The sequence below is a fragment of the Caballeronia sp. SL2Y3 genome, assembly GCF_022879575.1.
Classification (GTDB): Bacteria; Pseudomonadota; Gammaproteobacteria; order Burkholderiales; family Burkholderiaceae; genus Caballeronia.
Genome location: NZ_CP084260.1, coordinates 549,415 through 561,448 on the forward strand (window position 1 = coordinate 549,415; position 12,034 = coordinate 561,448).

The window sequence follows — 12,034 nt, forward strand, 5'->3', positions numbered from 1 at the left end:
GCCCGCCTGCCGTGGATAGAATGAAAGCACTGGCGCAGCGAGCGTCCGCGCCAACCAATCATCAAGTCCGGCCTTCATTGGAGTCGACCATGTCGTATCAGCACATCCAGGTTCCGGCGGGCGGTGAAAAAATCACCGTCAACGCGGATTACTCGCTCAACGTTCCGGATCAGCCGATCATTCCGTACATCGAGGGCGACGGCACGGGCGTCGATATCACGCCGGTCATGCTCAAGGTGGTGGATGCGGCAGTCGAGAAGGCCTACGGCGGGAAGCGCAAGATTCACTGGATGGAGATCTTCGCCGGCGAAAAGGCCACGCGCGTCTACGGTCCGGACGTCTGGCTGCCGGACGAAACGCTCGATGTCGTGAAGGAATACGTCGTCTCGATCAAGGGACCGCTCACGACGCCCGTCGGCGGCGGCATCCGGTCGCTGAATGTTGCGCTTCGGCAGCAACTCGACCTGTATGTTTGCCTGCGCCCAGTGCGCTATTTCAAGGGCGTGCCGTCGCCGCTGCGCGAGCCCGACAAGGTGGACATGGTGATCTTCCGCGAGAACTCGGAAGACATCTACGCGGGCATCGAATGGCCGGCCGAATCGGCGGAAGCGAAGAAGGTAATCGCGTTCCTGCGCGATGAAATGGGCGTGAAGAAGATCCGCTTCCCGGAGTCGTCGGGGCTCGGCATCAAGCCGGTGTCGCGCGAGGGCACGGAGCGGCTCGTGCGCAAGGCGATTCAGTATGCGATCGACAACAACCGGCGCTCGGTCACGCTCGTGCACAAGGGCAACATCATGAAGTTCACCGAAGGCGCGTTCCGCGACTACGGTTACGCGCTCGCACAGAAGGAGTTCAACGCCGAACTCATCGACGGCGGCCCGTGGATGAAGGTGAAGAACCCGAAGACGGGCGCGGATGTCGTCGTGAAAGACGTGATCGCCGATGCGTTCCTTCAGCAGATCCTGCTGCGTCCGGCGGAATACGACGTGATCGCCACGCTCAACCTCAACGGCGACTACATCTCCGATGCGCTCGCGGCGCAGGTCGGCGGCATCGGCATTGCGCCGGGCGCCAACATGTCGGACTCCGTTGCAATGTTCGAGGCCACGCACGGCACCGCGCCCAAGTACGCCGGTAAGGATTACGTGAACCCGGGCTCGGAAATTCTGTCCGCCGAAATGATGCTGCGCCATCTCGGCTGGACTGAGGCGGCGGATCGCATCATCGCGTCGATGGAGCAGTCGATTCTTTCCAAGCGCGTCACGTACGACTTCGCGCGGCTCATGGAAGGCGCGACACAGGTGTCGTGCTCGGGATTCGGCGAGGTGATGATCGAGAACATGTGACGCGGTCCCGGCGGGCAACGCCCGCTGCAGCGCGCATAAAAAAACCCGGCGCGAAGCCGGGTTTTTACGAGCTCATGGCACTTGAACGGTCAGGCTGCGTCCTGGATGTTCGATGCCTGCTTGCCCTTCGGTCCCTGGACGATCTCGAAAGTGACCTTTTGGCCTTCCTTGAGCGTCTTGAAACCGTTCATCTGAATCGCCGAGAAATGTGCGAACAGATCCTCGCCGCCTTCGTCGGGCGTGATGAATCCGTAGCCTTTCGCGTCATTGAACCACTTGACCGTACCAGTAGACATTCGTACTTCCCCTCTAACTCTCGTCTCAACCAGAGCACGCTCGAAAAGCTCGACGGCCCACCCCCACAGCGAACCGCCCCCTCCTCACTGCTCCCCTCGGCCTTTTTTGCCCGATGCCCCCGGAAAAAAGTGCCAGTTTGATTGTTAAATCTCTTAAATCGAGTGTCAAGGAATTTTTGGGATGGCCGATAAGCTCGTTGCAAAGTCCACATTCGTAGGGTAATTCCTGCTTTGCCGTGTGCGCCGCCGTCCAAGCAAGGCATCTTGAAAAGTCGCATAATCGTCTCACTTGTGTGATACGCCCGGCAGCGCGCCACCGTCGTGCGGTTTGTTTTTTTTGAAGCTGTGCGATACTGGATTCGACGAGGTGCAAGCGGGCCGCGCCGAAGGTTGGGCGCCGGCAGGATTCGATGGACGGTCGCTGCGCAACGCGTGTTTTCCAGCCATACCATAGGGCCGTGCGGCCAGTGCTGGAGCGGCAATTGCGAAGGCGTCCGTGTTGTTTAGAATGGGTGTATGGCGATAAATCCCAACAAGCAGGATGGCACGGTACTCGAGCGGCAGGAGCAGAAGCTCAAAAAGCCGGCGATGTACAAGGTGGTGCTGCTGAATGACGACTTCACGCCGATGGAATTCGTCGTGATGATCGTGCAGGAATACTTCAATAAAGATCGTGAGACTGCGACGCAGATCATGCTGAAGGTTCATCGCGAGGGCAGGGGAGTTTGTGGGGTCTATACGCGGGACATTGCGTCGACCAAAGTTGAGCAAGTCGTTAGCCATGCACGGCAAGCGGGGCATCCGCTGCAGTGCGTGATGGAGGAAGCATGATTGCCCAGGAACTGGAAGTCAGTCTGCACATGGCGTTTATGGAAGCACGTCAGGCGCGGCACGAGTTCATAACGGTCGAGCATCTTTTACTGGCCTTGTTGGACAATCCGACCGCGGCTGAAGTGCTGCGCGCCTGCGCAGCAAATATCGAGGATTTGCGTCAGAACCTGCGCAATTTCATTCATGACAACACGCCGACCGTGCCCGGCACGGACGACGTCGATACCCAGCCGACGCTTGGTTTCCAGCGCGTGATTCAGCGCGCGATCATGCATGTGCAATCGACTTCGAACGGCAAGAAGGAAGTGACGGGCGCGAACGTGCTCGTCGCGATCTTCGGCGAGAAGGACTCGCACGCGGTCTACTACCTGCAGCAGCAGGGCGTGACGCGTCTGGATGTCGTGAATTTCATTTCGCACGGCATCGCGAAGACGAACAGCGGCGACGCCGCGAAGGCGAACAGCGAAGCGAATCCGGAATCGGAAGACGCCGCCGCCCAGAAGGAAACGCCGCTCGCGCAGTTCACGCAGAACCTGAACCAGCAGGCGAAGGACGGCAAGATCGATCCTTTGATCGGCCGCGAGTTGGAAGTCGAGCGCGTGGTGCAGGTGCTCTGCCGCCGCCGCAAGAACAATCCGCTGCTCGTGGGCGAAGCGGGCGTCGGCAAGACGGCCATCGCCGAAGGTCTCGCCTGGCGCATCACGCGCGGCGAAGTGCCGGACATCCTCGCGGATGCGCAGGTCTACTCGCTCGACATGGGCGCGTTGCTCGCGGGCACGAAGTATCGCGGCGATTTCGAGCAGCGTCTCAAGACGGTGCTGAAGGAACTGAAGGAGCGTCCGCACGCCATTCTGTTCATCGACGAGATCCACACGCTGATCGGCGCGGGCGCGGCATCGGGCGGCACGCTCGACGCTTCGAACCTGCTGAAGCCGGCGTTGTCGTCGGGGCAGTTGAAGTGCATCGGCGCGACGACGTTCACGGAATATCGCGGCATCTTCGAGAAGGACGCGGCGCTTTCGCGGCGCTTCCAGAAGGTGGATGTCACCGAGCCTTCCGTCGAGCAGACGGTCGCGATTCTGCGCGGTCTCAAGTCGCGCTTCGAGGAGCACCACGGCGTGAAGTATTCGTCGGGCGCGCTGTCGGCGGCGGCTGAGTTGTCGGCGCGCTTCATCACGGACCGTCATCTGCCGGACAAGGCGATCGACGTGATCGACGAAGCGGGCGCGGCGCAACGCATTCTGCCGAAGTCGAAGCAGAAGAAGACTATCGGCAAGAGCGAGATCGAAGAGATCATCTCGAAGATCGCTCGCGTGCCGGCGCAAAGCGTGTCGCAGGACGACCGCAGCAAGCTGCAGACGCTGGACCGCGACCTGAAGGCGGTAGTGTTCGGTCAGGATCCGGCCATCGACGCGCTGTCGGCGTCGATCAAGATGGCGCGCGCGGGTCTCGGCAAGACGGACAAGCCGATCGGCGCGTTCCTCTTCTCCGGCCCCACGGGCGTCGGCAAGACGGAAGTGGCGAAGCAGCTTGCGTTCACGCTCGGCATCGAACTGCTGCGCTTCGACATGTCGGAATACATGGAGCGCCATGCGGTGAGCCGGCTGATCGGCGCGCCCCCGGGCTACGTCGGTTTCGATCAGGGCGGTTTGCTGACCGAGGCCGTCACGAAGAAGCCGCATTGCGTGCTGCTGCTGGACGAGATCGAGAAGGCGCACCCGGACATCTACAACGTGCTCTTGCAGGTCATGGACCACGGCACGCTGACGGATAACAACGGGCGCAAGGCGGATTTCCGCAACGTCATCATCATCATGACGACGAACGCGGGCGCCGAGGCGATGGGCAAGGCGGTGATCGGCTTCACGTCGCGCCGCGAGTCGGGCGACGAAATGGCCGACATCAAGCGCATGTTCACGCCGGAGTTCCGCAACCGTCTCGATGCGATCATCAGCTTCCGCTCGCTGGACGAGGAAATCATCCTGCGCGTGGTCGACAAGTTCCTCATGCAACTGGAAGATCAGCTGCACGAGAAGAAGGTCGATGCGGTGTTCACGGATGCGCTTCGCAAGCACTTGGCGAAGCACGGTTTCGATCCGCTGATGGGCGCGCGTCCGATGCAGCGTCTGATTCAGGACACGATTCGCCGCGCGCTCGCCGACGAACTGCTCTTCGGCAAGCTGCTCAACGGCGGCCGCGTGACCGTGGACGTCGATGCGGAAGACAAGGTGCAGCTGACGTTCGACGAGAACTCGGCGCCGCCGCGTAATCCGAATCCGGAAGCGATCGAAGTCGACTGATCGTAAGTTAGCCTCAAAGAAAAACGGCGCGTTCTTCAATGAACGCGCCGTTTTTTTTGCTTCGGAAAGCTCAGTGCTTGCCCGTGCTGCCGAATCCGCCCGCGCCGCGTTCGCTCGCCTCGAAGTCATCGACGATATTGAACTGCGCCTGCACCACCGGCACGATGACCAGTTGCGCGAGCCGTTCCATCGGATTCAGCGTGAACGCGGTGTCGCCGCGATTCCACGTCGAAACCATCAGTTGCCCTTGATAATCCGAATCGATCAGGCCGACGAGATTGCCCAGCACGATGCCGTGCTTATGGCCGAGGCCTGAGCGCGGCAGAATGAGCGCCGCATAGCCGCGATCGGCGAGGTGGATGGCAAGGCCGGTGGGCACGAGCACGGTCTGATGCGGCTCGATGACGAGCGGCGCATCCAGACACGCGCGCAGGTCTAGGCCGGCGCTGCCGGGCGTAGCATAAGCGGGCAGAAAATCGCGCATGCGCGCGTCGAGAATCTTGACGTCGAGTTTCATGGTCGGGCTGAGCGGCCGAGCGCGAACGCGTCGGCGAGGAGTTGATAGGACCGCGTGCGTGCGGCGTAGCTGCCGGCGACCGTCAGAACGATCAGTTCGTCGGCGTCGAATTGTTCTTGCAGCGCGTGGAGTTTCTCCGTGACGCGCTCCGGCGTGCCGATGATGCTGCGCGCCTTCTCATGCGCGATCACCGCGCGCTCGCGCTCGCCGTATTGCTGCGCGACGCCCTGCGCGACCGACGGAATCGGCTGGTTGAGGCCATACGCCATCTGCACGCGACGCAGATCGACGGCCTTTTCCAGCGCCTCGGCTTCGTCTTCGGTATCGGCGCAGATCGCGAACACCGCCGCCGCGAGATACGGCTTTTCTTCGTGACCCGCGACGAACCGCTCGCGATACGCCTCGGCCACGTGATGCCCCATGTGCGCGTTGATGAAATGCGCGAACGCGAAGCGAATGCCGAGCTGCGCGGCGAGCAGACCGCCGAAATCGCTCGATCCGAGCACCCACAGTTCGGGACGCGTGTCGATCTGCGGTTGCAGCAGCACGCCTTGGGCGAGCGAATCGTCGGGAATCTTGCCGTCGAAGAGCGCGATGAGTTCCGCCACTTGCTGCGGAAAGATATCGCCGCGATTGTACGACCCGGCGGCCACTGCCTGCGCGGTCCGCATGTCGCCGCCGGGCGCGCGCCCGACGCCCAGATCCACGCGATTCGGGAACAGCGCCTCCAGCATCAGGAACTGCTCGGCGACCTTGAACGGGCTGTAATACGGCAGCATGACGCCGCCCGAGCCGATGCGGATGCGCTTCGTCAGACTGCCGATACGCGCGAGCATCACTTCCGGGCACGGGTTCGACACGCCGTACAGGCCGTGATGCTCCGCGCACCAGTAGCGCGTGTAGCCGAGGTCGTCGGCGAGTTGCGCAAGGTCCAGCGTCGCCGCGATGGCGTCCGCCGTCGTGTGGCCGTGGATGACCGGCGTCTGGTCGAGAACGGATAACTTCGTCATGTCGAGCCTACGAGAGAAGCGAGCCGCCGCTCGGCGCGCGCTTGGCGATTTCCGCGATCAGCGTGCGCGCGAGCGACTGCTTGTCGGCGCGCGGCAACGGCGTGCGGCCCGATGCCTCGAAGAGCACGACTTCGTTGTCGTCGAGGCCGAAGGTGAGCGGCCCGAGATTGCCGACCAGGAGCGGCACGTTCTTGCGCTTGCGCTTTTCCTCGCCGTGCAAGTCGAGATCGCCGCTTTCGGCCGCGAAGCCGACGCAATACGGCGGGTTCGGCAGATTCGCGACCGAAGCGAGGATGTCCGGATTCTCGACGAAGTTGAACGCGGGCAACGCATCGCTCGACTTTTTGATCTTGTGCTCGCTTGCGTGATCGACGCGCCAGTCCGCGACCGCCGCCACCGCGATGAAAATCTCGGCATCGGACGCGGCCTGCATGACGGCATCGTGCATTTGCTGCGCGGTCTGCACGTCTTCGCGATAGACGCCCCACGGCGTCGCCAGCGAAACCGGCCCGGCGACGAGATGCACGTCCGCGCCCGCCTGCGCCGCCGCGCGCGCGAGCGCGAAGCCCATCTTGCCCGACGAGCGATTGGTGAGGCCGCGCACCGGATCGAGCGGCTCGAACGTCGGGCCGGCGGTAATCAGCACGCGGCGGCCGCGCAGAATCTTGGGCTGAAACGACGCGCAAATGGCTTCGAACGCGGCTTCCGGCTCGATCATGCGGCCGTCGCCGACTTCGCCGCACGCCTGCGAGCCCGAATCCGGGCCGAGCACGTCGACGCCGTCCGCGCGGATCTGCGCGACATTGCGCTGGGTCGCCGGGTTCTGCCACATCTGGCGGTTCATCGCGGGCACGACGAGCAGCGGACAATCACGCGCGACGCAGAGCGTGGAGAGCAGGTCGTCGCACATGCCATGCGCGAGCTTCGCGATGAAATCGGTCGAGGCGGGCGCGACGACGATGGCATGCGCCTCGCGCGACAGATCGATATGCGGCATGTTGTTCGGCATGCGCGCATCCCATTGCGACACATACACGGGACGGCCCGAGAGCGCCTGCATGGTGACGGGCGTGATGAATTCCGTGGCCGCTTCCGTCATCACGATCTGCACGGTCGCGCCGGCCTTCACGAGCAGCCGCGTCAGCTCCGCGATCTTGTAGCACGCGATGCCGCCGGTCAGTCCCAGCACGAGATGTTTGCCTGCGAGTTCCAACTTGCCTCCGTCGCAAAAAAACGCGGCTCCGGAAAGGGAGCCGCGCCTGAGCACATCACTTCGAGCCGCGTACGCGCCGCAGTTCGTCGAAAATCAGCAGCACCGCGCCGACCGTGATCGCGCTGTCGGCCAGATTGAACGCCGGCCAGTGCCACGTCTTCACGTGGAAGTCGAGAAAGTCGATCACATGGCCGTAGGCCAGCCGGTCGATCACGTTGCCGATCGCGCCGCCCATGATGAGCGCGAGCGCCGCGCAGAAAAGCCGCTGCGCCGAATGCTTCTTGAGCAGATAGCAGATGACAGCCGCCGCCACGACGCCGAGCGCGGTGAACGCCCAGCGCTGCCAGCCGCCCGCCGCCGCGAGAAAGCTGAACGCGGCTCCGCGGTTATAGACGAGCAGCAGATTGAAGAAGGGCGCGAGCGCATGTGGCTCGCCGTACGCGAAGACCTTCTGGACCGCGATCTTCGTCAACTGGTCGAACAGAATCACGATGAGCGCGACGCCGATCCACGGCGCGAGCGAACCGCTCGAAGTACTTTGTTTCGCCATAGTCCTTGCCATTATGCTGCGCCTCGCGTTTCGCCAGCGCCGAACAGGTTGGAGAAGCAGCGGCCGCACAGACCCGGATGCTCGGGGTGCGAGCCGACGTCGGCGCAATAGTGCCAGCAGCGTTCGCACTTCAGGTAGGGGGATGCGGCCACGTCGACGCCTTCTTCCGCTTCGCTCCCCACGCGCTCAACCGACGCCTGCGACGTGATGAGCACGAAGTGCAGCGCATCGCCGAGGCTCGCGAGCGCGTCGTAACGCGCGCCGCTCGCGCGAACGACGACTTCCGCCTGCAACGACGAGCCGATCAGATTCGCGGTGCGCGCTTCTTCGAGCGCCTTGGTGACGTCGCCGCGTGCCGAGCGGATCAGCGACCACTTGTCCAGCAACTCGCCGCCGTTCGGAATGTCCGGATACGTCGCGTAGACCTCGGCGAAGATCGTGTCCTGACCGGGCTTCAGCACCTTGTACGCTTCTTCCGCCGTGAACGAGAGATACGGCGCCACGAGTCGCAGCAAGCCGTGCGCGATGTAAAAGAGCGCGGTCTGCGCGCTGCGGCGCTCGCGCGAATCGGGCTTCGTCGTGTAGAGACGGTCCTTCAGCACGTCGAGATAAAAGCCGCCCAAGTCTTCCGAGCAGAACGTCGCGATCTTGGCCACGACCGGATGGAACTCGTACCTCTCGTAGTGCGAGAGCGCGTCGTCCTGCAGATTGCGCGTGAGCGCCACCGCGTAACGGTCGATTTCCAGCCAATCCGCGACCGGCACCGCGTTCTTCTCGAAGTCGAAATCCGAGAGATTCGCGAGCAGGAAGCGCAGCGTGTTGCGGATGCGGCGATACGTCTCCGTCACGCGCTTGAGAATCTCCTCGGAGATGGCGAGCTCGCCGGAATAGTCCGTCGATGCGATCCACAAGCGGATGATTTCCGCGCCGAGGCGATTCGCCACTTCGTGCGGATCGACGCCGTTGCCGAGCGACTTCGACATCTTGCGGCCTTCGCCATCGACGGTGAAGCCGTGCGTGAGCAGCGCGTCGTAGGGCGGGCGGCCGTCGAGCATGGAAGCCGTGAGCAGCGACGAATGGAACCAGCCGCGATGCTGGTCCGAGCCTTCCAGATACAGATCAGCCGGGAATTGCAGCTCGTCCTTGTGCGAGCCGCGCAGCACGTGCCAGTGCGTCGTGCCTGAGTCGAACCAGACATCGAGCGTGTCGCGGTTCTTTTCGTACATGTTCGCGTCGTCGCCGATCAGCTCGCGCGGATCGAGCGTTTGCCACGTCTCGATGCCGCCTTGCTCCACGCGCTTCGCCACTTCCTCCAGCAATTCGATCGTGCGCGGATGCAGTTCGCCCGTTTCCTTGTGCACGAAGAACGCCATCGGCACGCCCCATTGACGCTGACGCGAGAGCGTCCAGTCCGGGCGGTTCGCGATCATGCTGAAAAGGCGCTGCTTGCCCCACGACGGATAGAACGCCGTGTTCTCGACGCCTTCGAGCGCCGTTTCGCGCAGCGTCTTGCCGCCGTCTTTCGGCGTGACGTCCATGCCCGCGAACCATTGCGACGTCGCGCGATAGATGATCGGCGTCTTGTGACGCCAGCAGTGCATGTAGCTGTGCGTGTACTTTTCGGTCTTGAGCAGCGACCCGGCGTTGTTCAGCGCTTCCACGATTTCCGGATTCGCTTTCCAGATCGACAAGCCGCCGAAGAGCGGCAGCGATTCGATGTAGCGGCCATCGCCCATCACGGGGTTGATGATGTCCGAATCCGCCATGCCGTGCGCCTTGCACGACACGAAGTCTTCCACGCCATAAGCCGGCGACGAATGCACGACGCCCGTGCCGCTCTCCGTGGTGACGTACTCGCCGAGATAGACGGGCGACGTGCGCTTGTAGCCCGGATGCGCCGCCGCGAGCGGATGATGGAAGCGCACGTTCGCGAGCTTCGCGCCGGTCGTCGTGGCGATGACTTCACCGGGCAAACCGTAGTTCTGCAGGCACGCTTCGACGCGCTCCTGCGCGAGAATCAGCAAGCCGCGCGGCGTATCCACGAGCGCGTACACGATCTCCGGATGCACGTTCAGCGCCTGATTGGCGGGGATGGTCCAAGGCGTCGTCGTCCAGATGACGATGCCGCCTTCCGTCTTCGGCAGCGACGGCAGGCCGAACGCCTGCGCGGTCTTCTCCGGTTCCGCGAAGCCAAACAGCACGTCGATGGTCGGGTCAGTCTTGTCCTTGTACTCGACTTCCGCTTCGGCCAGCGCCGAGCCGCAGTCGAAGCACCAGTTCACGGGCTTCAGGCCACGGAACACGAAGCCCTTTTCCATGATCTTCGCCAGCGCGCGGATTTCGCCCGCTTCGTTGACGAAGTTCATCGTCTTGTACGGATTGTCCCAGTCGCCGAGCACGCCCAGACGCCGGAAGCCGACCTTCTGCTTCTCGATCTGCTCGCTCGCGTAGGCGCGCGCCTTCTGCATGACTTCGGCGGCGGGCAGCGACTTGCCGAACTGCTTTTCGATCTGGATCTCGATGGGCATGCCGTGGCAGTCCCAGCCCGGCACGTAGACGGCGTCGAAGCCCGCGAGATTGCGCGCCTTGACGATCATGTCCTTCAGGATCTTGTTGACCGCGTGGCCCAGGTGGATGTCGCCGTTCGCATACGGCGGGCCGTCGTGCAGGATGAACTTCTTGCGGCCGCGGCTCGCCGCGCGGATTTTCTCGTAGACCTTCTTCTCCTGCCATTCCTTGACCCACGCAGGTTCGCGCTTGGGCAGATCGCCGCGCATCGGAAACGGCGTGTCGAGCAGGTTGACCGGGTATTTCGAGGAGGCTTTCTCTTTCTTGTCGCTCATGGGTGACTCAGTGAATTCGGTGAGACGGCGCGTTGGCGCGCGATGATTCGGAGGCGGGGCAGCGGGCGATGCGCGCATGGATCATGCGGCACGGCGCGCTTACCTAATTCGGTCGGTGGCCGAAATGGCGAAGCCCGTCGCGCGGTTGCCCGCGTTGCTGGCGGGCGGCAGGCCGAAGTAGGCGCGCGCGTTGTCGACGTCCCTCGCGATGGCGGCGGACAGCGTTTCGAGATCGACGTACTTTTCCTCGTCGCGCAGCTTCTTCAGAAACTCCACGCGCACGAGCTTGCCGTACGCGTCGCCGTGCCAGTCGAGCACGAAGACTTCGAGCAGTACGCGGCCGGAATCGTCCACGGTCGGACGCAGGCCGAGGCTCGCGACGGCGGGCAGCGGTTCATCCGTCAGGCCGTGCACGCGCACGACGAAAATGCCCGCGAGCGCCGGACGCTTGTGGGCAATCGGAAGGTTGAGCGTGGGAAAGCCGAGATCGCGGCCGAGCTTCGCGCCATGCACGACGTGGCCGCTGATGATGTACGGACGCCCGAGCGCGACGTTCGCCGCGTCGAGATCGCCCGCGACGAGCGACGCCCGCACCGACGACGACGAAATGCGCGCGCCGTTCGGATGCGCGACGGTGGCCATCTGCTCGACCTCGAAGCCGTACTTGTCGCCTGCGGCCTTGAGCGAATCGAAATTGCCCGCGCGTTTCGCGCCGTAGCAGAAGTCGTCGCCGACCATGACCCAGCGCGCGTGCAGGCCGTCGACGATGACGTTCTTGACGAACGTGTCCGGCGGCTGGCTCGCGAACGTGTGATTGAAATGCTCGACCACCACGCGATCCACGCCGTTGGTGCGCAGCGCTTCGAGCTTGTCGCGCAGCATGGCGATGCGCGGCGGCGCGCCCGCCGGATTGAAGAACTCGCGCGGATGCGGCTCGAAAGTCATCACGCAGACCGGCAGCCCGCGCGCGTCCGCAGCGGCCCGCACGCGCGCAAGCAGCGCCTGGTGCCCGCGATGGACACCGTCGAAGTTGCCGATGGTCAGTGCGCAGGGCGCCCGGCTTTCGGCATTGGGGAGGCCGCGAAAGACTCTCACGATAGGCGTTGGTCGGTGGGAGGGCTGATGCTG

Annotated in this window: 10 protein-coding genes; 3 read left to right on the plus strand and 7 right to left on the minus strand. The window is 63.4% G+C overall.

Going from position 1 to position 12,034, the window contains the following annotated elements:
- Positions 1–89: 89 nt before the first annotated feature.
- On the plus strand, positions 90–1,346 hold the full coding sequence (gene icd, locus LDZ26_RS02585) for an NADP-dependent isocitrate dehydrogenase (protein WP_244848040.1): 1,257 nt from the start codon (positions 90–92) through the stop codon (positions 1,344–1,346).
- 89 nt (positions 1,347–1,435) lie between these two features.
- Here icd and LDZ26_RS02590 read toward each other — a convergent pair whose 3' ends face one another.
- Positions 1,436–1,642 (minus strand): cold-shock protein, encoded by a 207-nt coding sequence (locus LDZ26_RS02590; RefSeq protein WP_175939638.1) that lies wholly within the window; start codon positions 1,640–1,642, stop codon positions 1,436–1,438.
- A 516-nt stretch (positions 1,643–2,158) separates the two neighbouring features.
- Here LDZ26_RS02590 and clpS point away from each other — a divergent pair.
- Complete coding sequence (gene clpS, locus LDZ26_RS02595) at positions 2,159–2,473, plus strand: ATP-dependent Clp protease adapter ClpS (protein ID WP_008351199.1); 315 nt, start codon at positions 2,159–2,161, stop codon at positions 2,471–2,473.
- Complete coding sequence (gene clpA, locus LDZ26_RS02600) at positions 2,470–4,773, plus strand: ATP-dependent Clp protease ATP-binding subunit ClpA (protein ID WP_175939639.1); 2,304 nt, start codon at positions 2,470–2,472, stop codon at positions 4,771–4,773. Before clpS ends, clpA begins: the two co-directional genes overlap by 4 nt.
- 70 nt (positions 4,774–4,843) lie before the next feature.
- Here clpA and dut read toward each other — a convergent pair whose 3' ends face one another.
- From dut to LDZ26_RS02630, 6 genes are all read right to left on the minus strand, one after another.
- Positions 4,844–5,290, minus strand: a complete 447-nt coding sequence (gene dut, locus LDZ26_RS02605; RefSeq protein WP_244848041.1) for a dUTP diphosphatase — start codon at positions 5,288–5,290, stop codon at positions 4,844–4,846.
- On the minus strand, positions 5,287–6,300 hold the full coding sequence (locus LDZ26_RS02610) for an LLM class flavin-dependent oxidoreductase (RefSeq protein WP_244848042.1): 1,014 nt from the start codon (positions 6,298–6,300) through the stop codon (positions 5,287–5,289). Before LDZ26_RS02610 ends, dut begins: the two co-directional genes overlap by 4 nt.
- Positions 6,301–6,307: 7 nt before the next feature.
- A complete protein-coding gene (gene coaBC, locus LDZ26_RS02615) occupies positions 6,308–7,513 on the minus strand; it encodes a bifunctional phosphopantothenoylcysteine decarboxylase/phosphopantothenate--cysteine ligase CoaBC (RefSeq protein ID WP_244848043.1) in 1,206 nt (401 codons plus the stop codon).
- Between the two features lie 55 nt (positions 7,514–7,568).
- On the minus strand, positions 7,569–8,075 hold the full coding sequence (gene lspA, locus LDZ26_RS02620) for a signal peptidase II (protein ID WP_244848044.1): 507 nt from the start codon (positions 8,073–8,075) through the stop codon (positions 7,569–7,571).
- Positions 8,075–10,906 carry an isoleucine--tRNA ligase gene (ileS, locus tag LDZ26_RS02625; protein ID WP_244848045.1) on the minus strand — a complete coding sequence of 944 codons (2,832 nt, stop codon included), beginning with the start codon at positions 10,904–10,906 and terminating at the stop codon, positions 8,075–8,077. The genes lspA and ileS overlap by 1 nt, the downstream gene beginning before the upstream one ends.
- A 99-nt stretch (positions 10,907–11,005) precedes the next feature.
- Positions 11,006–12,001 carry a bifunctional riboflavin kinase/FAD synthetase gene (locus LDZ26_RS02630; protein WP_244848046.1) on the minus strand — a complete coding sequence of 332 codons (996 nt, stop codon included), beginning with the start codon at positions 11,999–12,001 and terminating at the stop codon, positions 11,006–11,008.
- Positions 12,002–12,034 lie beyond the last annotated feature (33 nt).

Bases quoted from the DNA above. Each gene is read 5' to 3' on its own strand.
- icd (WP_244848040.1), top strand. From the start codon at position 90: ATGTCGTATCAGCACATCCAGGTTCCGGCGGGCGGTGAAAAAATCACC.
- LDZ26_RS02590 (WP_175939638.1), bottom strand. From the start codon at position 1,642: ATGTCTACTGGTACGGTCAAGTGGTTCAATGACGCGAAAGGCTACGGA.
- clpS (WP_008351199.1), top strand. From the start codon at position 2,159: ATGGCGATAAATCCCAACAAGCAGGATGGCACGGTACTCGAGCGGCAG.
- clpA (WP_175939639.1), top strand. From the start codon at position 2,470: ATGATTGCCCAGGAACTGGAAGTCAGTCTGCACATGGCGTTTATGGAA.
- dut (WP_244848041.1), bottom strand. From the start codon at position 5,290: ATGAAACTCGACGTCAAGATTCTCGACGCGCGCATGCGCGATTTTCTG.
- LDZ26_RS02610 (WP_244848042.1), bottom strand. From the start codon at position 6,300: ATGACGAAGTTATCCGTTCTCGACCAGACGCCGGTCATCCACGGCCAC.
- lspA (WP_244848044.1), bottom strand. From the start codon at position 8,075: ATGGCAAGGACTATGGCGAAACAAAGTACTTCGAGCGGTTCGCTCGCG.
- ileS (WP_244848045.1), bottom strand. From the start codon at position 10,906: ATGAGCGACAAGAAAGAGAAAGCCTCCTCGAAATACCCGGTCAACCTG.